Origin of the sequence: Pseudoalteromonas sp. MMG005 (assembly GCF_018101015.1) — a bacterium.
GTDB classification, from domain to species: Bacteria; Pseudomonadota; Gammaproteobacteria; order Enterobacterales; family Alteromonadaceae; genus Pseudoalteromonas; species Pseudoalteromonas aurantia.
Genome location: NZ_JAGJEK010000008.1, coordinates 165,995 through 188,666, shown reverse-complemented (window position 1 = coordinate 188,666; position 22,672 = coordinate 165,995). Strand labels below are relative to the sequence as shown.

The window sequence follows — 22,672 nt, the reverse complement described above, 5'->3', positions numbered from 1 at the left end:
CAGGCTCTTAATTTTGAGCAAATTTGTCTATTTTAAGTATGTGCTGGTAAGTGAATTACTTTACATGGATAATAAGTACACAATAGTGAAGCTTGAGTGTCGCAAGTGAGCATCACGACATTTAAGTCGTGATTATATTCGTTAGCAAATAAACCTTTACAATTGAGCTGTGATTTTAGCTGAGATAATCCCTTTTTTGTTCTCGTATCGGTTATATTAACCGGGTAGACTGATGCTCCAATGCGCTTCTAAGAGAAAAATAGTCACCGGTAGATACGGCTAATTTATGGATTAATTTCAAGAGATGGTTTTACTCACTTTGTCTATTGTTTCAATGGCTTGTTCCAATTGTTGAGTGGTTATATATGGCGCAGGGCCTAATCTTAACTGATTCCCACGACTATCGCATTGTACGCCTTGAGTAGCTAATGCACTGACCCATTGAGCCGCTACTGGGGTTGTCAGGGCTAAAAAACCGGCATTGTGAGTTAGTGAGTGAGACGAAAATTCAAAGTGTGCATTCAGCTTTGGCTGTGATTTAATACCGTTGGCTAAATACAAAATTTGTTGTTGACTAACAGCCCTTAATTTTGAAGGGGTTAGCTGCTGCTGAGCAAAAAAATCAAATACGGCAGCGGCGCGGTAGTGACTCGTTGGATCGTAAGTTGAACCATCAAATGCGCTACTACCCACCCCATATCGTACCTCACCCGGCGATTGCTCTAGCAGGCTAAACTCTGCAAACCACCCAGTAATGATAGGACTTCCTTGATGGCTTGGTGGTATACGCAACATGCAGTTTCCTTCACCGGCTTGGCAGTATTTATATCCGCCAGAGACAATAAATGCATGCTCTAAGTCCCACTCTTTTAGGCTAAATGGTACGACATTGAGCGCATGATATGCATCGACTAAACAAGGAACCGTGAGCGTATGGGCGTAACGTGCAACATGGCCTATGTCATTGAATATCTCGCTGGTACCGTAAAATACAGCGGAAAGCATGACCGCGTCAGTGTGTTGATCAATTTCCTCAATAAGTCGTTCAGCCAATGTTTCACTCGGTTGAACAGGTACATTCACTATCTTTATATTGAGATCTTTTAGGCGATTCAGTTGTCGTCGCATAGAATGGAATTCACCATCAGTGGTAACAATTTGGATAGGGCGTTTTCGTGGTGTTTTAAAGCATGATAGATCAGATAGGAACCTGAGTAATAGCTCATGAGTAGATGCGCCCAATGTAATTTGGGCAGTGGGATCATCGAGTAAAGATGCATAAAACGCTTTCACTTGAGCTGCTTTTTTAAAAGCCAGCTGCCATTTATCGTCTATGTGCTCAGCAGCGTGTTGGTAACACTCTAAGACCCCTTGCTTGGCAACGTTTGGCCACGCTTGATGAGAATGACCTGATAAGAGGATTCGTTTGTCAACTTTAAAATCACTGTAGTGCGGCTGCAGTAATTTGGCGAATTCTGTTGTCATTATTTTACTCCAATAAAAGCAGTTATAGGTGTGTACGTAACTCAAAGAGCTCAGGAAAAAAACTGATATCAAGTGCTTTTTTTAAAAAGCTTACCCCTGATGAGCCTCCTGTGCCTATTTTATTTCCAATAATACGTTGGACCGTATACATATGCTTAAAACGCCACTGCTGGAAGCTATCTTCAATATCCACTAATTTCTCGGCAAGCTCATATAAGTGAAAGTACTGCTCCGCGTTTTGGTAAACCGTTAACCAGGCATTTAAAACACTTTTGTTTGCTTGATACGGCAGGCTAAAGTCTCTCTCTAGTACCGCCTTATCGATTGGTAACCCGTGGGATTTGAGTGCAAGTAATGCTTCATCGTATAAACTTGGTTGATTGAGAATGTATTGCAGTTCTTGATGCACTTGAGGGTTACTTTCGTGTACTTTTAGTAGCTCAGCGTTTTTATTGCCTAACAAAAATTCGATCTTGCGGTAACCATAAGATTGAAACCCCGAAGAGTGACCGAGTGTATCGCGAAATTTTAAGTAATCTACAGGGGTTAACGTCGATAGAATTCCCCAAGACTGAGTGAGCTGGCTAAGTATTTGTTTTACTCGTGCGATTACTTTAAAGGCATGTCCAAAATCGCCACTTTTGATATTTTCTACCGCTTCATTGAGCTCATGTCCTGCGAGTTTAATCCATAACTCACTGGCCTGATGGATGACGATAAATAGCATTTCATCGTGCTGGTTAGAAAGAGGGTGCTGAGCATTCAGTACTTTTTCTAAATTTAAATAATCACCGTATGACATGTCATCTTTAAAGTCAGTATGAATGTTGTCTTCAATTGCTCGATAGTTGGTTTGACCTTCAGGGTCAGTGGGCTTATTGCTGTACGGACAACTCATTGCTTTTCCTGTTTTATTTGGTGCTACTAATTGGTTATTTTAGTTTTTTCTAGTGCAGAATAACAAGCAATGACCATTTCAACAAAATACACGTGATTTGAGAAAAGATGAGCTATCCATATTTATCATTTTGACATGGCGAAATATGAATATAAAACCGGTAATAGGCCATACTGTTAGAATGAGTACGGCCTACTTTTTAAGTTAGTATGCAGTAAGTTGGTAGTCACTTCCATCTTTGGCCGTATACTGTTTAACACTGGAAGTGTTGCATAACGCATGTTGAACACCGGTTAAAAAGCTCACCCAAAGACGTTTTAACTGTGGCTGAACATGTTGATTATCTAACGCACTTAATGCTGTTTCGAATTGAATATCATCGATATGCGCGACATCACTTTTACCTGTATTGCCACAGCGGTTAAATGTGAGTTCAACGTGTAATCCATCTGCTTTTTTCAGTAAAATAGCGGTTGGATCATCTTTATGTCCACATAAAGCAACAAATTGACAGGGCTGTTTTAGCCCACAATGAGTCCCATCTGCGAAGAAAGCCATTAGATGATTGTAGTAAACAACGTAATGCGTGGTTTGCATATGTGAGCCGCAATCTAATGGGCAATGTTCATCTAAAAATCGTTTTGCTAGTTCTAGTTTTTGACAACCTTGTACAGAATTGTCGATGGGTGAACGGGTAAGTGCTGTCATGGTATGTTCCTCATTCTTCGAGTCAGATAAATATTGTGAGAGTGGACAAATTCAGTGTAGAAGAATATTTTTTATAATTTGACAAAAAGAATTTTACAGTGTGAATTTTACAAATAATGCTAAGGTTAATGTCTATGCAATGTAACTGAGGTCAAATAAAAACAATGAAAAATAACCAAAGTTTGATGCGAAAATCTCATTTTACGGGAACAAAAATTCGTAATTTGCGAAAACGAAATAATTTAACGCTTGAAGACTTATCGGCACGCTGTATTAGAATTGATGCAGGTTCAGCACCCTCGGTTTCATATTTATCAATGATTGAAAGAGGAAAGCGAACCCCGAGTATGGATATGTTAGACAATTTAGCGGAGGTGTTTCAAAAGCCCATAGATTGGTTTTTAGACAATGATCCTGAACCCAACACAATCGCGCCGATTAAGGGGAATCACGGTGGAATTGAAGGTATGGCGTTAGAGCCTAATTTTTTATTCTCTAATGAGATACTACAAATTGCTATCCCTGAGATGCTGTCGCAAACGGGGATAAGTGGCCGTCAATTTGCTCACTTATTGATACGTGCACATCAAGAGCACCATCAAAATCATTTCCCTGATTTAGAGCGTGCTGCCGAAGAAGTGGGAAAAAAAAACCTCTATTTAAATGCCACCGATTTACTCACCATTGCCAAGGAAAAAGGTTTAAATATCAAGTGGTTTGATAACTTACCAAAAAATTTATTAAATCAAGAGAGGGCGGTAGATGACGTATTGGTAACATCCTATTTCACACCACCAAATACTGTAAATCTAAATACACTATTGCATCAGCGAGAGAGCCGTTTAAAGTATGATCTGGCTGTTCATATTGGTCATGCCGTGTTACATAACTTGGAAGGCTTACACTGTGTATTAAAAATAGGTGGCAGCGATGTTGAAGTACAGACTGAGCTGAGTACACCCAATGCACAAGATACACTGAATGCATGGCGAGATTTTGAATCTAGCTTTTTTGCAGGGGCTTTGTTGTGCCCTAAGGCCCCATTTCGTCAATTACTCGATAGCTGTGGATATGAGATTAAAGTGCATGAACAGCTTAATATTTCAGCATCTGTTGTAATGCGCAGAATGACGGTTGTGTCGTCTTACCCTCATTGGCATTATTTTGATGCTTATCAACCAGGCAAACTAAAAGCGGTGTACCGAGGTAATGGGATCCCATTACCATGGGGTAACATGCGTGTTGTCGAAGACCCTTGCCAACATTGGGCGGTATTTCGTAAATTTACTGATGACTCAGGGGTGAGTAGCGCGCAATTGTCTGTTTTAATGGTGGCAGGTGAGCCGAGATTATATTGTTGTGAGTCTATACAGGTACATGATTTAGCTGGAAGTCCACATATTTTATGTGCTGGTATTGATCTCACTCCTGCAATTGCAGCGCAAGGCTTTGACGCCCCCGAGATCATACGTCAATTGCAGCAATTATGTATTAAGCATGGGGGATCAAGTGTTGTGCCTCACGTATTAAAAACACAACTTGTGAGTGTTGCTAGAATTTTAAACATAAATTGGATAGAGCGTGGAATTGAAAATGAAGTAAGAGTTATTTGTACTCGCGGTAATACATGTCCTAGAGAGCCAAGCTGTTATAAGGCTTAGCTTGAATGGATGTACCTTATATAGTACCTTGTTTTGGTTTTAGTTATAAAGGACATTAAATGAAAGGCTCAATAGTACGGTTAACTTCAAGCTGTGATGGGGTGAGTGAGATTTTTTCAGAAATAGATAAACTGATGCACTCATTGTATCCAAGCGAACTCAACATATTGTTGTCCCTCGATGAAGTTGACCAGGATAATAGTGAGTTGTGTGGAATTTATATTGAAGGGGAGTTAGCCGCATGTGGTGCTGTTATTTTCAAGCAGGAAGACAATGCTAAATATGGGGAGTTTAAGCGAATTTATGTCAAGCCCCAGTTTAGAGGTTTGGGTCTCTCAAAAAGAATACTGTCACACTTGATTTCGCTGGTAACAGAGCGAGGTTTAAATAAAATTATGCTTGAGACTGGGGTTAAACAATATGAAGCAATCGCATTGTATCGTTACTTTGGTTTTTATGAGCGGGATAGTTACGGAGCATATAAACCAGATCCGGAATCTATGTTTATGCAGTTGTATGTGGCGGATAAACCAATTTTGGCACAGACATAATTGTATTAAAAATCGAATATTTTAATTTAAGTACTTAAATATCTAACTTTTTGTCACGCAAAATGATTTTTATCATTTTCTTTTAGCTATAAAAATTGTAATTAATGATTCAATATAAAACACTCTGTTTTAGGGCTTTTATATTGCTATTTTTACTAACTTTAGTAATAGTACCTTTAGGTACAAACTTACGATTCCTTATTTAAAAGCGAGGTGTTTTACATGAAAACGGTTCTTATCACAGGAGCAAACCGTGGTATCGGATTTGCTTTAACCACGTTGTATTTACGTGCTGGATGGCAAGTGCTTGCGACATGTAGAGACCCTAAAAGTGCTGAAGCGCTTCAATCGCTTACGCTTCGCTACCGTTCGTTAACTATTTTTACTTTAGATATAACCAATTACGCACAAGTAACTCAGTTGGCTTTGCAACTACAAGGTCAACCAATTGACGTTTTGTTAAATAATGCAGGAATTTACGGCCCTCAGAATTACGGCTTTGGCCATTGTGACACACAGGCGTGGCAAGATGTTTTTGAAACAAACGTGATTGCACCGATTAAACTAGCAGAAGCATTTGTGGCACATATAAAAAGCGGTGAGTTAAAAGTCATTGCAGCTATTTCTTCAAAAGTAGGCAGTCATACTGAAAATACAAAGGGTGGGGGTTATATATATCGTAGCTCTAAAGCTGCACTCAATTCAGCGATAAAAAGTTTATCGAATGATCTTTTACCGGAAGGGATCAAAACAGTGTCATTGCACCCTGGCTGGGTAAAAACCTCTATGGGTGGCCCTAACGCTTTGATTGAGGCTGATGAATCAGCGCAAGGTCTCAAGTATATTATAGATAACTTGCAAGATGCCCAAAGCGGTGGTTTTTATAGCTATACTGGTGACGAGATACCTTGGTAAGTATCTTTGCGGCTTTAGCTTATTAACCTTTGAGTCGCTGTGAGGTTAAATGGGCGGGTTAAAATTTAACCAGTGTGATTTGTAAACTGATTGCGTCATCAAACCCCATATCATTGAAGTAGTGGCTATATGCAAATTGAACGCTTAAGCGAGCAGTAAATTTATATTTTATAAATGGCTTTACATAAGTTGAGTTTTCAAATTGATACAAGTCTTGTTCTGTACATTGCTCACAGCGTAATATTGTTCGGGTCAAATCGTTATACTGATACCCTCCCAATACACCGAACTGCAGCGCATTTTGATAAAGAAAACTGGTAAATACACCTGCTTCTACGTAGATAGCTTTTCCAAAAATACTAGACTCTTTTTCAGATAACTCGCCAGTGAATTCATTTCTTACAGACTCTGAAAAGGGGAGTTTATCTTCTATGTAAATGAAATCAATTCCTGCTGAAAATAGCCCGAAGGACTCGTATTGGCCACTATAAAAAGCCCCTAAACTAACGCCAAAGTCTTCTAACAATAAGTTTTGTTCAGGGTTATTCGTTTTATTATTTACGCTCAGGTAACTGGTTTTTAACCCGATATGATACTTATAAAAGTCTAAATCGTTGGCTCGAGTTTTTACACTATGCGCGAGTAATAATATGAATATGGTAATTGAAAAGTATTTCATAGATTAAAGCTCCTTTAATTGAATTGGCAATCTCGTACTAAATGTACGGCATGCTTTTCGGTCCTATCACCATAAAAAATAATGCTATTTTGATATTGATAATGGAAGGTTTTTTCAGTCTCTTTACTATGTGGCGTTGCGCTCCAAACCTGTGTCATCGGTACATTTGCAAATGCAAAGGGGTTAAGCGCAGGTTCTTCACATTGGTTTTCTATGGTTCTTTGTAGTTCCTTAATATTAGGTAATCGCCAGGAAGTTTTGTTGTTTGTTTGTTCTTTATTTTGATTTGCATATTCGAGTGCTTCCTGCCAAGTTAGGAGTGAAGCTTCTCCTTCTGCGCAATTTTCACCACTTTGTCCAGCAACACAGGCTTGCCAGATAAGCCCTGTAAATGTATCAAATATCTCTCCAGTCACATCTCGTTTAAATCGAGCGATTGGTGCTGTGGGTGATACTATTGAGTTACAGCGTTGTTTAGGGGCAACTCGATTTCTTAATGAGGGATCTAATTCACGTACTGTTGCTTCTGGCAATTTGTTTTCGAAGCGTTTACCTCTAACAAGCCGTATCATTTGTTTATTTGAACTAATCCCTCCGGCAACTGTGCCAAAGTTAAAGTTGATTGACCAGATACTATTTGTATCATCGGTATCGAGAGTGCTTGTCCAATAATTACCAACTTTGGTATTTGGAAAAGCGGATACATCAATAGCCGGTTGTACGGCGCTATAATCTACAAGGTCTTGTAATTCTATTTTTGAGGGCAGTCGCCAATCATTGTACCCACAAAGGTTTTGGGTGTTGATGTAAGCAATATATTTTTGAGTATCACAGTTACCTAGGTTATTACATTCTCCTTGATCATAGGTCGAGTACTCTGGGTGTTTAGGATCTGCATAGCTATAGGTTTGGTCTGATGCGTTAAAAAGGCCACTCGTAGGCGATGTTTTAACTTCCCACGTTAAGTTGGTTAGGTTATCTCGAACACATTGCCATGTAGCAAAATCATTAGGTAAAACCTGACCATCGTTTGCTATTTTAGAATAATCAAAACTGGCAACACCAAACCCGACTTTAATTAATCCAGTTGCATCAGCTAGGAAATCTCGGCCTATTTGGCAGTCTTGTAAAAACGGGTCTTGTATGTTGCAAGAAGCTAAGTTTTCAGAGACATATCCTGCGCTATATTGAATCCCTGTGTCATTTCCTTTTACCACTATTTCGTCACAACTGCATGAACCATTGCACAAAGGTATATCTGGTAGCTCAATAGTTTGAGGGGGTTCTGGTATATCGATATTAGGAAGGCTATTATCCGAATCGTCGGGTTTATAATTACAACCTATTAATGCAAAAAAAAGAATTAACAAAATAAATTTTATCATTCTATTTAACCAAAAATAACTCATTCTATTTTCGCCCATAGCTATCCTAATTTCGCTAAATTTGTAAAAGCTCTATTATTTATATAACTGCAAGAGATGAAAAGTGGTAGCAACACCTATTTTAGATGATGATTTTATTTTCATCAAAAAATGGAAGTATTCACACATTATTCAGATAGAATTTTTGCAGTTCGCTATGTTAGCTCTATGCTTAGAATAATATATTTAGTTTCATATCATGACACGATGAGCTGAATATAGCGTATTAGCTCATAGAAACAGAAACAAAAAGGAAATATTTATGGAGTCAGTAGACCCACTTTTAATTGCATTTCTACCGAAAGATATTCGTTCGATGTTTTTCCCATATGCGAGTGTTCAATTGGGGGCGTTATTGCTTAACTTGCTACTGGGGTTTGTACTTGCATCAGTTATTGGCTACCACTTTCGTAAATATTCTTCGGCATTTTGTAATCGGCAGGACTTTTCAAGGTTATTTCCACTATTGATGTTAACCGTTATTTTGATTATTACGGTTGTGAAGGCATCGTTGGCCTTGGCGCTGGGTTTAGTTGGCGCCTTGTCAATTGTACGTTTTAGAACACCTATAAAAGAACCAGAAGAGCTTATCTACTTGTTTTTAAATATTGGAATTGCAGTTGCACTGGGGGCTGGGCAAACTTTAGCGGCTATTGTGGCATGTGTGGTTACGTTGGTATTAGTGACTTTAGCGAAAAAGCGTCATGCCAAATCGTATGAAGAGAATGGCTTATTTTTGTCTTTGAGTTATTTAAATCCTGAGTCTGGTACTTCAACAAACGTGTCTTTAGACGCTTTAAAGACGACCTTGGAAAGGTACTCCGTGCGCATGGAAATGCGGAGATATGATACTGACAATGATAGATTTGACGCAACATTTTTTATTTCAATCAAAAATGCAGAGCACGTTGACAAGTTAGTTGATGACTTGAAATCTCAGTATAATGGAATAAATGTGTCGTTATTAGAGCAGCACAACATTACAGGTGTATAGCGATGCGTTTAGATTCAACTCACGCGCGTACTTCAAAGGCTGAAAAGCTAGCACTAATAGGTGCGTTATGCGTTATTGTCATTTTATTATTGCCATCGGTGAATATGGTTAAAACGCTGCTGATTCAAAGTGGTTTTGTATCTTTACATCAAGACAGTAAAGAAAAAGCCATGCAGCTAGTCAGTGATGTAGTGCGAGCGCCTTTGAATTGGGCTATGGCTGATAGCGACCTCCCTCTGTTAAAAATAGACATTAAATACCAAGATTGGTTGTTACTTGAGAAAGACCGGGATACTGCATTTACGCACGGGCAAATTCCAGAACAAAGAAGCGAGGTGACTGGGAGTGTATTTTTTGAAAACAAGAAATTAAAAGCGACGATTAGACTTCAAGGCGATATGTTAGATCATGTAGCGGCATATAATCGTTGGTCATTGCGTGTTGAATTGAAACAGAAGCAGGCTTTATTCTCGGCAAGGCGTTTTTCTTTATTGAGCTCTAATGTTCGAATACATCAAGGGCCCATGTTATTTTCTGAAACGTTAAAGCTGGCGGGCTTTGATATCATCACTCCGACGTATAGGCCTGTAAAAGTGGTAATTAATGGCCAGAACTGGGGCGTAATGATGTTTGAGCAAGCGTTTAGTCAAGATATGCTTGCAACAAACAATCGCACTGAGGGGATGATTGTTCGGTTAGATTTACATCAGCAAACAGCATCAGAAAATTTGCAATTGCAGCGGGTATTGAAGCCACGAGTTATTCAAAGAAATACGGTACTGAAAAATGCCAGCCTTAGTAAACAGCGACAAATAGCGTTGGCATTGCTGAGCGACTTTCTTGATGGCAGACGCACTGCGAGTGATGTTTTTGATGAAAAAAGGCTAGGACAATATTTGGCGACAGTTGATGTATGGGGGGCATGGCATGCATTAACGTGGAATAATTGGCGCTGGTATTACAATCCACATACAGCGAAGTTAGAGCCTATTCAAAGTGACGTAGCTGTTACCCCTGCAGAGCATCACTGGCTTATGCAGCCACCTTCAAATGACTTTTTGATCAGTAAACAAATGCTCGCAGACCCTCGCGTGAAACATGCCTATAACCAAGCATTGCAAACATTAAAACAGCAATTTAGTCGTGGTGAGTTGTTGGCAAAACTGTCAGAGCGCCAGCAGCGTTTTATTCAACGCATTCACGCTAGTGCCCCGCTTGTAAATACATTTAATTTAGCATTGTTAGAAAAGCAATTACATTGTATTGGAAATGGGTATTTGGATGAGCCTTGTCAAAATATTCAACCGATGGATAGCGCGCTTCATCGGCATATGACAAGTATGGTAGCGCAAAGAAGTTGGGACTTGGTGAGTGGGTTTACTAAATCCTCAGGGATATCTGAGGTGACTATACGCAATCCGGATTCGCAGTCTCTTGAAATAAAGGGGATCAGTGGTGTAAATAAATTTGATTTACAGTTTCCACTCGAGAATATAAATGCGCAGTTACCGGTAATGCTTACAGCCGGCTCTGAATTGACCTTTTCACTACCGCAGGAGTTAACACAGGTAGAAGTGACTGCGGGCTTAAGTGGTAAAAAGAAAGCACGGTTTACGTTTATAGAGAATATACAGCCATTGAGCTTTATACCAAGACCAACACAGCACTTAAATCTTAAAAAGTATCCATTTATTGAAGTGGCAGAAGGGCACTGGAAAATTAAAACGGGTCATTGGACTATTGATGACTATATTGTCTCTACAGATGATATTGATTTAGTCATTGACGCAGGTACGCATTTGACGTTTACCGAAGGTTCGGGGCTTATGATATTTGGAGGAGTGATGTTAAAAGGAGAGCTTGAAGCACCTATTGTCATTACACGTGCTGAAAATGCCTCATATTGGGCCGGAATTTCAGTATTTAATAAAAATAGTCGCTTAGGCTCATCAATCACACATACTCAATTGAGTCATGCAAGCAGTCCTAAATTAGGTTTGTGGCAACCAAGAGGCTCAGCCTATTTTATTGGTGGGAAAGTTAATATAGATGGCTTAAAAATAAGTGACAATTACTCAGAGGATGCACTAAATATCATCAATGGCGATGTAACAATATCGAGATTATCGATACGAAATGCCTTATCAGATGCATTCGATTGTGATTTTTGTACAGGAAGCGTGAGTAATTCGGCTTTCAATGATGTTGGGGCTCGTTCTGGGGGCGATGGAATTGATGTGAGTGGGTCTAACTTAAAAATAAGTGGTACGCATTTTACTAATATACGTGATAAAGCTATCTCGGCTGGGGAGAGAAGCCAATTAGCGGTATATGATAGTCAGTTTTCTCGGGTGAACTTTGCCTTAGTAGCAAAGGATGACTCAACGATTGTAGGAAGTAAATTAACGGTAATGGACGTAAATTACTATGCGTTAATGAGTTACAGCAAAAAACCATATTTTGGGCCTGCTAAAATGGATATTTCAGAATTTACTTGTAAAGATGTTGGTTGTGGTCAAAAAATGGTGAGTCAAATTGGGAGTATGCTTAGTGTAAATGACAAACAGATAACACCACAGCCTTTAAGCGTTAAAGGGTTGTATCAAACAGTTATGAAATCGGATAAGCCAAAATGACGCAACAAAATAGACGGTTTGAAGTTAAGATACCGATACCATTAAATCGGCTACATAATATTCAAGCATGGCTTAAAACACATTTACTTGGGTTTGAAGAGAGTTTTCCTGAGCGTTATGTTAACAGCCTTTATTTAGATGATGCTCATTTGGAGCGATATGAAGAGAACTTAAGTGGTATTAGTTTTCGCAAGAAAGTTCGAATTCGTTGGTATCATGATTTGGTACAGGCTGAGAAAGCAAAGCTAGAATTTAAACACCGAGAAGCAGGGAAAGGGTATAAAGTAACTTTTCCATTAGATTTTGACTTAGCTAATGGGCAAGGGAGGTGGCCGGACATATTGCGCGTGGCTCATAAGTCGCTGCCCCATCGAGGGCAACTGCTATGGGGTAATGAGCAGATGCCGATTTTAGTATGTCGTTATCAAAGACAATACTTTGAGTCAAAATGCCGGCGAATACGGGCGACATTTGATCAAGATATGCATGTGTTTGATCAACGCTATCATACTAGTCTGAATTTACGTAAGCACATATCGTTAGGTGCTTATGTGTTGATGGAGCTCAAAACAGATGAGTTATATGAACGTCAGTTGTCGGCGTTGATAGGAAGCTGTCCGCTAAGACCTTCTCGACATTCAAAATACGTGAATGGCATACGCATGTTGACGTGGTATTAATAGAGCGCATATTTTTAGGGTATATGCTGGATTTAAATAGATAACTAAGGCTTTTTTGGGCCTTACCGGTTCCATTAATGAGTTTTGCTGGATTTTTTAAAAAGTACTTTGAAACGAAGGTTACAACCAGAGTTATTACGTTGTAATTTAAATATGAGAAGAGAAAGAAATCATAAGGGTAATGTTCTCTGCGGCTAAGAGTCTGTTTATACTTGATGAGTTATTTTCAAATAACTCATCGTGACAGATACCTATACATTTGTAATTGTTGTGAGAAAGATAATATATTGGCACTAATGTGAATTGGGACAAGGTGGGTTACGGGTGCCCTTTCTTTGCTTTTCGCCAATGATTTAATGATTTCCATACTTTTTTTACTCGCTCCGTGATAATTCGCATATTCACTTTCTTGGCTGATTAGCTGTATATAAGCATCACGTACTTCGATTACACGGGAGGCTAACGGAGAGTTTAAGCGAGACAATGTTATTCTGGAATTATTTAGAGATTCATCCCAGTATGCAAGGGTATGTTTAGTGTGTCGGATCATTGGTTTCATCATCGGAATGACAACAACAGGGCTAAACAAATTAAGGTTATAGGCTGTTGTTGTATAAAGCTCATTTAACTGAGACACACTTGCAGTGGAAAAATCGGCAAGCTGTTTTGTTAGTAATAGGTCTAAAGTAACTTGTAGTTGATCGACCTGATTTTGACTGGCAGTGATTAGCTCCTTTATTATTGGGTCTTGTCGAGTATTTTTTGGGAGTTGAGACAGTACTTGGGAAATGGTGTCATCATGTGTAATCAATGATTTATAAAGCTCATTTAATGCTAAGATTTTCCAGTGTGACGCGTTAGTTGATAAAAATGTTTTGAGGGGACTGACGCGCATATAGGCATTGTAAGATTGCACCGCTTCAATAAGGTGTAACACTTGCGCATAAGTTTGTAACTTTTTTAAAGTTTCATCAATTTGTATCGAATTGTTGGACAGTTTAGCTTGGTGTGCGGCCTGTTGTGCCTCAATTATTTGGCCGGCGGCTAAGAGTTGATTTGTATTATTTAATTGCTCTATGCTGCCTTGGATATTCGCTAGATGTATTTTCCATTCGTCACTATCGTAATTAACTAATTCAGATAGTACTTTATACTGAGCATTTAAATCTCTATTTACTTGCGCATTTTGCAATTGAGTTTCAAGTTGCGCAATATGGTTTGGCTTACATCCTGTTATTCCCAGACACAGAGTCAATATCATCAATTTTATTATTTTTATCATCGAGGGTCCTTAATATTGAAACAATAAAACACCAATAACTTGACGTTTTTGCGATGAATAGTTCGATTTTACAGCCGCTTAATGCTTGATAGCAAGCATTCTTTGAGCTAGCCTTATAACTGATAAATATAATAACAAGTGATTTTTTGAACGGTGACCGAAGCCAGTAGTATAGGGTACATCATTCATCACAGGAGCACGGAGCGGCAGATGTGAACTCTAGAACGATATTTAAGCAATGGACTAATAAATATTCGATAGCAACCTCAGTATTGGTATTCCTTGTGTTTAGTGCGATATCACTATTTATATCTACGGGACGGGTGGGTATTGATATTTGGTATGCGAACATGGCTTTTGGACTACTACTTTCCCTACAAAGCTACCACCATTGGGTTAAGCATTGCTTAATCATTTTCAGTATTAACTTATTACTTTATGTATTAGTTGACAAGATTTCTACGATCGCGATTATTACTATACTCAGTAATATTATAGAAGCGGTGTTAATTGCGCTTTTAGTAAAGCAAGCAATGCTTAAAAAAGTCAATGGATATAATGTACTTGAGTTTACTTTATTATTGTATAAAGTTGTTGTTATTCCGAGTGTGTTAGGGGCTTTGTTTTTTGCCTGCGTAGAAGTTAATTTAGGAAACCAACCTTGGTTTTCTGCTTTCAGTACAAAATTAATAGCAACTGTTTTGGGCGCCGTTTCTATTTTTCCGTTAGGTTACTATATTTGTCATACTAAAAAACAAGGTCAAACTCAATATGAACATAAGTCAATACTTCTTATTGCGCTGACGACTGTGATTAATGTTGTTGCATTAAAATATTTACCTTTTCCATACGCTTATACATCACTAGCATTGGTGCTTTCAGCATTATTCATGCCATTTAGTATGGTTTCTATTAATATATTAGTTAATAGTATTGTGAGTTTATACTTCGTTTCAATTGGCCTCATCACGATCACTAAAGGTGAACACGCTGAAACTTTATTTCTACTGCCTATGCTGATCACCTATATTACGCCAGCACTGCTTTCAGCTGCGTTGACAAGTTATCGGCATACTTACGCTAAATTAACCTCAGCACATGCAACGATTAAACGAATGTATGATTATACGCCAGTTGCTATGCTTTCTATTGATAGTAAAGGCATTGTAAACGCGGTAAGTGAGCAGTGGTTAGATTTACTCGGTTACACAAGAGAAGATGTTTTAGGCCGAAGAGCGATTGATTTCTTAACACCTAACTCACGAGAGTACGCAATTAATTATGTTCTTCCTGAGTTTTTTAAATTGGGTAAAGTTGAAAATATTCGTTATCAAGTCCAGCATAAAAAAGGCATGAGTATTGATGTAGAGCTAACCAGTGTTATGGAGCCGGAGTCATTACATTTAGGAAAATACTTTAACTCTTTGGCTGTTATTAAAGACGTAACTACTGAAATCACTTTGACAAAGAAACTAGCACAAGACCGAGAGCTACTGGAAACAACATTGATGTCAATTGGTGATGGGGTTATTGCTACTGATGTGCATGGTTTAACTCGGTTTGTCAATCCGATAGCAGAAAGTTTACTCGGTGTACGTCGAGGTGAAATGCTGAAAAGACCAGCAGAAAATTATATACATTTAATTGATCGGCATAACTCCACCAGGTTACCGTGTCCTATCAGGCAAGTGCTAGATAGTCGGAAGAAGTATACGTTTGAACAAGATGCGATACTAGTGAGCAAGACGGGCGTACAATATAGTATCCAAGATACCACGACGCCAATCGTCAGTTCAAAAGGGGAGTTACAAGGTGTAGTAATGGTATTTCAGGATGTAACTGAGTTGGTTGCAAGTAATGATAGGATGGCTTACCTTGCTCAGCATGACTCATTAACGGGTCTGCCAAATAGAACGTTAGCACTCGATCGCTTGCATCAAGCATGTAGTAAGCACACTAGGGTACCACAAGCATTTGCAGTTGCTTTCGTAGATGTGGACAATTTCAAAAAAATTAATGATACGCACGGTCATGATACTGGTGATGTCATTTTGCAGACCATCGGGAAAAAACTAAATACTATTCTAAGATCAAGTGATACGGCTGCGCGCATCGGCGGCGACGAGTTTCTATTGCTACTACATGATGTTGTTGATAGACAAGCAATTTCACAAGTGTATGAAAAGCTTAATACAGCAATATCTGAGCCGATTATAGTGAACAAAAAAGCGGTTTCGGTCTCAGTAAGTATTGGGGTCTGTCTGTTTCCCGATGATGGGACAGCGCCCGAATTGTTGCTGAAAAATGCAGATGAAGCAATGTACCATTCAAAATCGCAAGGTCGCAATAGATTGAGCTTTTATAGTCAATCTGTAGATATCAAGACCTTTAATTATATGTCATTGAGTGACTTTATTTCAGATCCGAGTATTAATTTTAATGAAATATTTTATATTACACCTTTGATAAAAGCGGTTGATCACAGTATTCAAGGAATAATTATTGGTTATGATTTCTCTAGTGTGTTACCTCAGTGTGAAAGTGCAGATGTATTTACTTTGGCACAAAAGCAAGGGGTGTTTTCTAAATTGAGCCGTAAGTGGTTTTTAGGGTTAAATAAAACATTATCGGGCATAAGGGGGGAGACACTAAAAGATATCACCATTCGAGTTGATGATAGGCACTTGGTCAGCTCAGAGTTTTATTTAGCGATAGAACAAACCTTGGAGTCTTTAAACATAGCGGTTGAGAAAATTGTGTTGAGCTTTAAGGAGTCTGTATTTTTCCATGATAATAAAATAACAATCAGTGCCATAAATAAATTAAAAAACCTTAATATTCGATTAGATGTCAGAGAGTTTGGAGTCAACAGTATATCGTTAGATTTTCTGAATATAGTCCCTTTAGACTCGGTCACGATTGGTGCTGGTTTAACCTCACAAATGGAGACTGAGCAGCATAATGAAGTACTTGCTTACACGCTGATAAAATTAGCTAAAAGTGTGAACTTAAAGTGCACGGCAGTCACTGTTGCAACATCATATCAAGCAACTTTATTAGAAGCGATGGGGTGCGACTATTTACTGGGGAGCTATTTTTATAAGCCTTTGCCTATCGAACAAATTAATAAACTTATTGATAAGCCATGTAATATAATGTTGGTTAGTTCAGATTACTAGCGCGTTTGTTTAAATCTTGAATTGTCACATATAGACTACATTGCGCCATGGGCTTCGAAAAATAGTACCCTTGAATTCGCTCAATATTCAATTCAGAACATATCGCTACTTGTTGTGCGGACTCAACACCTTCAGCCACGACGGAGATCCGTAATTGGTGCAGCATATGACTCAGCCCTTTAAGAATATGATAGTACCTAGGGAGTACGTGCACTTTATCAAGCAGCGATTTGTCTAGTTTCACTATATCTATTGGGAAGGTGAGTAAATGAGAAATCGATGAGTATCCGGTACCAAAATCATCTAAGGCAATTAAACATCCAAGCTCTTTGATTGCACTCACACTGTGATGGACAGAGTTATCAGATTCGAGCAGTGCTGTTTCCGTGAGTTCAAAGACGATATTCTCACCTTTTGAGCTGTGTTTAGTTAAGCAATCCTGGATAAATGCAGGCAAATCATGATCGCGTAATTGTAACGGAGATAAATTGATGGTCATGATGATTTCATAACCTAATTTTTTGCTTATTGTGGTTTGTTCAATGATGGCTGTTTCAATAATCCAGCGACCTAAGCTATTAATGAGCCTAGACTCTTCTGCAATATTCATAAACTCTTGCGGGTTAGTTGCTATCTTCGCATTTGGCCATCGAATTAACGCTTCACATGAAATAACTTGACGAGTTTTTGTATCAACAATGGGTTGATAATGCATGGCCAAATCGCCGTGCTCATTGGCATGACGTAATCCTATTTCGATACGATACTTTCGTTGGAAGTCTCTTTCCATATTATCTTCGAATAAACAGGCTTTATTTTTCCCAAGCTGTTTTGCTCGATACATGGCAATATCTGCATAGCGCATTAGGTCTTCAGCGGTATGCCCATTAAGGGGATGAAGTGCGATACCTATACTGCCTGTGACATGAATATGGCGTTGCTCAATTATAACGGGGTGAGTAACAAGTGTGAGAATACGCTGGGCAATACGTTCAATATACAAAGGCGAGCTAAAGGAAGTGAGAATAAATGCAAACTCATCACCACCAATGCGCGCCACAAGATCATTTTGCTTTAAAATACCTTTAAATCGTACTGCCATCTCTTGCAATAATGTGTTGCCAATATCATGGCCGAAGCTATCGTTTATATTTTTGAAGTTGTCTAAATCTAATTGCATTACTGCCAAGTTTGCACGGTAAGTTCGATTTGCAATAATTGACCGCTGCAGGGCTTCACCAAAATAATAACGGTTGTATAAACCAGTTAAATGGTCATTCTCTGCGAGTTCTTTCACTTGCTGATAGCTGTCAACAAGCTTTTTTTCTAATTCAAAGCGCTTCTTGGCTTGTAATAGGGCACGTTTTAGCTGACCAGCAGTGACCTCTGACTTTAACAAGAAGTCTTGTGCGCCGGCATCGATACTTTTGAGGATGATTGACTCGGAATGCTCATTACTAATCATCACTACAGCCATTTTATTGAGCCAAGATCGACGCTTTAATTCAAGTAACATTTCAATGCCATTCATTTTAGGCATCATGTAGTCTAACAAAATAACATCAAAATTGTCATTTTCGATTAGGTTGAGTGCTTGCTCTGCTGTGTTGGCCTCAGTGAGCATGTAACCACTGTGTTCGGCACTAATGGAGCGTTGTATCGATTTTATATCAACGATATCATCATCAATGAGGAGTATATTCATGCAACACCTACGCTTTAGGAAGTTTCAGAATTCGCCAATAGCCATCAAGTACATCAATCACATCTAGAAATTGTGTGCTGATATCATCTTTTATAAAATACCCAGCGACATGTTTTTGATAGCTTTGGACTATATCTTGCTCATTGCTTGATGTCGTGAGCACGAATATAACGGAGTCACTTAATTGCTGGTTGTCTCTAACCGCAGCTAAGAATTCAAGGCCATTCATACGTGGCATTTGTAAATCAAGTAAGATGATAAACGGCTTTTTAATTTTTTCTGTTTGGAGCAATTCAAGTGCATGAACGCCATCAATAGCACGAGTGATGGGGTTGAGAATTTTACGCTTTTTGAAACTGCGAACAATACTCATGTAATCAATATCGTCGTCTTCAACGAGTAAAACGTTAAGATCATGATTCATGCGTGCACTCCAAAGGCAGTATGCTTAAGCACAGAGACTGAAGGCCATGAAATAATAAAAGATGTGCCTACGTCGTTATTGCGGATTGAAATATCCCCCCCGTAATTGCGTACTATCTTTTTACAGATAGAAAGTCCAATGCCAGAACCTTCTTGTTGATCTCTGGGCTTTAAGGTTTGAAACATTTCGAAAACTTTCGCATGATACTGTGAGTCTATTCCAGGTCCATCATCGCTGACTATAATGGTATAAAATCCTCTATTTTCAGAAATATCAACATCAATACTACCGCTGTCGAGATGATGGTGTTTGATGGCATTACTGAGTAAATTTCGCAAAACAATCGTTATGGCATCTTTTTGCATTGAAATAGTTAAATCTTTACAAGTCACGTTAAAAGCATGGTCTACGCTCATCATCTCAAACTGCTCAAACACGAGCTCTTTAAGAGAAAACTCTTCGGTAATTATTGGTGTTTGGTTGACTCGAGAGTAAGTTAACATGTCGTTAAGGAGGCAAGTCATTCTATCAATTCTATTTTTGATTAGACTAAAATGTTCAATAGCGCCGGATGGTAATTCATCTTTGTAATCTTCATCTATCCATGATGCGAGTTTTGCAATGGCATTTAATGGGGCTCTTAAATCATGAGAAGCAATGTAAGCAAATTGATCCAAATCTTGATTTGATTTCTTTAATTGCTTTATTAAATGTTCTCTTTCAGTAATGTCTGTGCAAATACCTAAAATATAGGGGCTGCCGTCTGTGCCTAAAAATCGTTTTTTCCGGGTGAGCAATGTTCTTACGCCATTGTCAGGGAAATTAATTGTTTCAATCGTTTCACTATAGCCATCGATAAGTGCTTTTTTATCCATAGCTAGAAATTGCTCTGCTTCATCAGGTTGGTAGTCTTCAACAGTGGTATAACCAATCACTTTATCCCTAGAGTTTTCCGGATACATAGAAAGAAAGGCGGCGTTGGCTTTCACGATTTTATAGTGTTCATCTTTGACAAATGCATAGCCCGGTATATTCTCAAATAAGAGGTCATTAAACTCGTTTTGGTCGTACGGCGTTGTATCAAGTAGTGTGGATGTTAATTCTGTTTTTTCTTCCATACCTCAATTCCTTAGAGTTAAAAGAGTGTAGAATATCGAGTTTACGCGCCATATCTTTATGTATAGCCTGTTTTTATTAAAACTCAAAAATGTACGATGATAATTATGTGAAAATGCGACAGATGGCATGTTGTCGGAATGAACAGTAGATCAATAGCTAAAAGAGACTGGGAATGATAGCTATTGCTATTGTTTAGGAGTCATAAGTAATGGGTGTGTTTTTTGTAGTAAAAGACTTAGCTCGAATTAAGTGAAGCAGGCTACTTAATTGAGTCAAGCAATGAAGCATATTGATAATAGGCCATTTGAGTGAACCGTCTAAATTGCGGAAATGGAAAATAGGGGACAGGTGTTTTATACATAGGTAAATTAGGGGGGTGGTATCCAGCAATTTGTTGTGCGAGGCGAAATGCAGCTTGTGCACTGAAGCTCACCCCTGCACCGCAATACCCTAGTATATAGCCTATGTTTTGATTAAAGTATACATGGGGCATGTCATCAAATGTGGCGGCTATAAATCCACTCCAATAGTAATCGTGGTTAATATTTTTAAGGCATGGGAAGCAAGCTGCTAGTCCTTTTTTAAGGCCATTCAAATATTTAGAGTCATGCTGTTGCGCCGCAAAAACAGCGCCGCGTCCACCAAATAGTATTCGGTTATCGGGTAAAAGGCGATAATAATACTTAAGTGTCCGGGTATCCATAGTGACTTGATGTGTTTTTAAACCTGTTTGAGCAAGCTCACTTTCTGTCAGCGCTCGGGTGACCATGATACTGCTGAGAATTGGCAGATAACGATTATTGATGTCAGAATGTGTGAGCTTATTATTGTATGCGTTACCGGTATATATAATATTCTTCGCGGTAATTGGGATGTCATTAATATAGAGCGTGTATGACTCATTTTGTTTTTTGGTATCTTGTACCAAACTATGCTCGTAAATTTTCACACCTGCGTTTAGCGCCATTTCTCTATACCCCAGCACCAATTTGAGTGGATTAACACCGAATCCATCGGTCAATCGCATTGCGCCGTAGGCTTGCACATTACGCATGTAGTGGTTTTGTAGTTGGGATGATGTTAAAAACTGGGCAGAATCCCCTAATTTTTGCATAAACAGGGCTTGCTCATTGAGGTTATGCATGGCTTTGATATTATGCGCAACCTTTAGGTAGCCATTTTGTTGCTTGTCACATTGTATAGCGTGTTGATTTATTAGACTGGCAACGCGCGAAACGGCATTAGAATATTCACTATAAATATCTTTACATGTTTGCATTCCCCACTTTTTAGCAATGTGTGGGTAGCTCAATCGACCTGCTCCTTTCAAAACAAACCCCGCATTTCGGCCACTTGCACCAAAACCAACTTGATTGGCTTCTAGAACACAGCAGCTAATATTGTAGTGCGACGCCAAATAGTATGCGGTGAGTAACCCACTAAAGCCGCCTCCAACAATGGCAACTTCAAATGTTTGTGGCGTTGTAGGAGGTGATAATGCATCAGGAAGAGATATCGTACTTGTCCAATAACTTTGCGCAAAAGGCTGACCTTGGCAATTGGCATGAGTGAGCGGATCATAATACTTTGGCATATTTCTAGATACCAATTAAAACAGTAAAGTCATTTCAGCTGCTTGACATTGACATTGGTTACCGCAAATAGTGCAATAATAGTTGTCGACGAGACAATTCTCTAGCCATCTTTCATCGTGAACTGCGACAAGTTGCCCTCCTGCTTTTGTGAAGTACTTAATTGCCCCATTACCTGGGCTTTGTTTCCACAAATGTGCAACACCCGCAAGGGCTCCTTGTTGGCGCAGTGCGTTTACTGATGCTTGGAGTAGTTTCGGTCCAATTCCTTGCCCTTGCGCAGTCGGTGAAACGGCAATACATTTAAAATAAGCCATTTGAGAGGGTAAAACCGGCCATTCTTTAGGGGTGCACCATTTATCAATTGTCCACTGTTGTGCTGAATAGCTGGTTCTAAAGCCAAGTAATTGCTCATTGTCATCGAGTGCGACGAAGCAGGCATTGATACCGTGCTTGGTTCCCATATCACACATCTTTTCTAGTCCCAGCCGATCTAAATAGTTTTCTCCATGGACTAAGTTTGCCAATGTGATCACGTCTTCATAGTGTTTATGTGTGATTGGAGTAATGATCATAATTAGGACCCTTCAAACTGCATTTATTAACCATACTGCTAAATGAATAATAAATCTTTAATAAATTTATGATAATTGTGAATTTTTTTAATTTTTAATTTTTATAACTGAATCAGCTGATTACACGACTTTTTAACAGTTCTGCTCCCTTTTGGTAGGTCTTTC

At 38.8% G+C, this 22,672-nt stretch carries 18 protein-coding genes; 7 read left to right on the top strand and 11 right to left on the bottom strand.

The features are described 5' to 3' along the window. Positions 1-297: 297 nt before the first annotated feature. The 3 genes from J8M01_RS08365 to J8M01_RS08355 all read right to left on the bottom strand — a co-directional run bounded on the left by J8M01_RS08365 (position 298) and on the right by J8M01_RS08355 (position 3,091). Positions 298-1,485 carry a kynureninase gene (locus J8M01_RS08365; RefSeq protein ID WP_211057688.1) on the bottom strand — a complete coding sequence of 396 codons (1,188 nt, stop codon included), beginning with the start codon at positions 1,483-1,485 and terminating at the stop codon, positions 298-300. 22 nt (positions 1,486-1,507) lie between these two features. Continuing rightward, entirely contained in the window at positions 1,508-2,383 is an 876-nt protein-coding gene (gene kynA, locus J8M01_RS08360; RefSeq protein ID WP_210995172.1) for a tryptophan 2,3-dioxygenase, read from the bottom strand. Between the two features lie 204 nt (positions 2,384-2,587). Further along, a complete protein-coding gene (locus tag J8M01_RS08355) occupies positions 2,588-3,091 on the bottom strand; it encodes a malate synthase (protein WP_211057687.1) in 504 nt (167 codons plus the stop codon). Positions 3,092-3,255: 164 nt separating this feature from the next. On the opposite strand from J8M01_RS08355, the gene J8M01_RS08350 reads away from it, so the two are divergent. The 3 genes from J8M01_RS08350 to J8M01_RS08340 all read left to right on the top strand — a co-directional run bounded on the left by J8M01_RS08350 (position 3,256) and on the right by J8M01_RS08340 (position 6,218). Further along, positions 3,256-4,752, top strand: a complete 1,497-nt coding sequence (locus tag J8M01_RS08350; protein WP_211057686.1) for a DUF3612 domain-containing protein — start codon at positions 3,256-3,258, stop codon at positions 4,750-4,752. Positions 4,753-4,811: 59 nt separating this feature from the next. Next, positions 4,812-5,303 (top strand): GNAT family N-acetyltransferase, encoded by a 492-nt coding sequence (locus J8M01_RS08345; protein ID WP_211057685.1) that lies wholly within the window; start codon positions 4,812-4,814, stop codon positions 5,301-5,303. Positions 5,304-5,525: 222 nt separating this feature from the next. Beyond that, positions 5,526-6,218 (top strand): SDR family oxidoreductase, encoded by a 693-nt coding sequence (locus J8M01_RS08340; protein ID WP_211057684.1) that lies wholly within the window; start codon positions 5,526-5,528, stop codon positions 6,216-6,218. Positions 6,219-6,276: 58 nt separating this feature from the next. Here the strand turns inward: J8M01_RS08340 and J8M01_RS08335 are convergent, their stop codons facing one another. Both J8M01_RS08335 and J8M01_RS08330 read right to left on the bottom strand, forming a co-directional pair. Next, a complete protein-coding gene (locus tag J8M01_RS08335) occupies positions 6,277-6,897 on the bottom strand; it encodes a hypothetical protein (RefSeq protein ID WP_211057683.1) in 621 nt (206 codons plus the stop codon). Positions 6,898-6,911: 14 nt separating this feature from the next. Beyond that, entirely contained in the window at positions 6,912-8,282 is a 1,371-nt protein-coding gene (locus tag J8M01_RS08330; protein WP_211057682.1) for a DUF1566 domain-containing protein, read from the bottom strand. Between the two features lie 301 nt (positions 8,283-8,583). On the opposite strand from J8M01_RS08330, the gene J8M01_RS08325 reads away from it, so the two are divergent. The 3 genes from J8M01_RS08325 to J8M01_RS08315 are packed head-to-tail and all read left to right on the top strand — an operon-like array spanning position 8,584 to position 12,631. Further along, on the top strand, positions 8,584-9,315 hold the full coding sequence (locus J8M01_RS08325) for a DUF4956 domain-containing protein (protein WP_192509724.1): 732 nt from the start codon (positions 8,584-8,586) through the stop codon (positions 9,313-9,315). A gap of 2 nt (positions 9,316-9,317) precedes the next feature. After that, on the top strand, positions 9,318-11,951 hold the full coding sequence (locus tag J8M01_RS08320) for a CotH kinase family protein (protein WP_211057681.1): 2,634 nt from the start codon (positions 9,318-9,320) through the stop codon (positions 11,949-11,951). After that, positions 11,948-12,631 carry a polyphosphate polymerase domain-containing protein gene (locus J8M01_RS08315; protein WP_211057680.1) on the top strand — a complete coding sequence of 228 codons (684 nt, stop codon included), beginning with the start codon at positions 11,948-11,950 and terminating at the stop codon, positions 12,629-12,631. Before J8M01_RS08320 ends, J8M01_RS08315 begins: the two co-directional genes overlap by 4 nt. A 235-nt stretch (positions 12,632-12,866) precedes the next feature. On the opposite strand, the gene J8M01_RS08310 is transcribed toward J8M01_RS08315, so the two are convergent. Then, the gene (locus J8M01_RS08310; RefSeq protein WP_211057679.1) at positions 12,867-13,913 is read right to left on the bottom strand and encodes a hypothetical protein; all 1,047 of its coding nucleotides are present in this window, start codon (positions 13,911-13,913) and stop codon (positions 12,867-12,869) included. A gap of 212 nt (positions 13,914-14,125) precedes the next feature. Here J8M01_RS08310 and J8M01_RS08305 point away from each other — a divergent pair, with 212 nt between their 5' ends. Continuing rightward, positions 14,126-17,092 carry a diguanylate cyclase gene (locus J8M01_RS08305; protein ID WP_211057678.1) on the top strand — a complete coding sequence of 989 codons (2,967 nt, stop codon included), beginning with the start codon at positions 14,126-14,128 and terminating at the stop codon, positions 17,090-17,092. Here J8M01_RS08305 and J8M01_RS08300 read toward each other — a convergent pair. From J8M01_RS08300 to J8M01_RS08280, 5 genes are all read right to left on the bottom strand, one after another. Then, positions 17,076-18,797 (bottom strand): GGDEF domain-containing response regulator, encoded by a 1,722-nt coding sequence (locus tag J8M01_RS08300; protein ID WP_192509729.1) that lies wholly within the window; start codon positions 18,795-18,797, stop codon positions 17,076-17,078. The genes J8M01_RS08305 and J8M01_RS08300 overlap by 17 nt on opposite strands. Before the next feature lie 7 nt (positions 18,798-18,804). Continuing rightward, the gene (locus J8M01_RS08295) at positions 18,805-19,221 is read right to left on the bottom strand and encodes a response regulator (protein WP_211057677.1); all 417 of its coding nucleotides are present in this window, start codon (positions 19,219-19,221) and stop codon (positions 18,805-18,807) included. Then, positions 19,218-20,339, bottom strand: a complete 1,122-nt coding sequence (locus J8M01_RS08290) for a PAS domain-containing sensor histidine kinase (protein ID WP_211057676.1) — start codon at positions 20,337-20,339, stop codon at positions 19,218-19,220. Before J8M01_RS08290 ends, J8M01_RS08295 begins: the two co-directional genes overlap by 4 nt. 260 nt (positions 20,340-20,599) lie before the next feature. Next, entirely contained in the window at positions 20,600-21,934 is a 1,335-nt protein-coding gene (locus J8M01_RS08285) for an FAD-dependent oxidoreductase (RefSeq protein ID WP_211057675.1), read from the bottom strand. 15 nt (positions 21,935-21,949) lie between these two features. Continuing rightward, positions 21,950-22,507 carry a GNAT family N-acetyltransferase gene (locus J8M01_RS08280; RefSeq protein WP_211057674.1) on the bottom strand — a complete coding sequence of 186 codons (558 nt, stop codon included), beginning with the start codon at positions 22,505-22,507 and terminating at the stop codon, positions 21,950-21,952. Between the last annotated feature and the right edge of the window lie 165 nt (positions 22,508-22,672).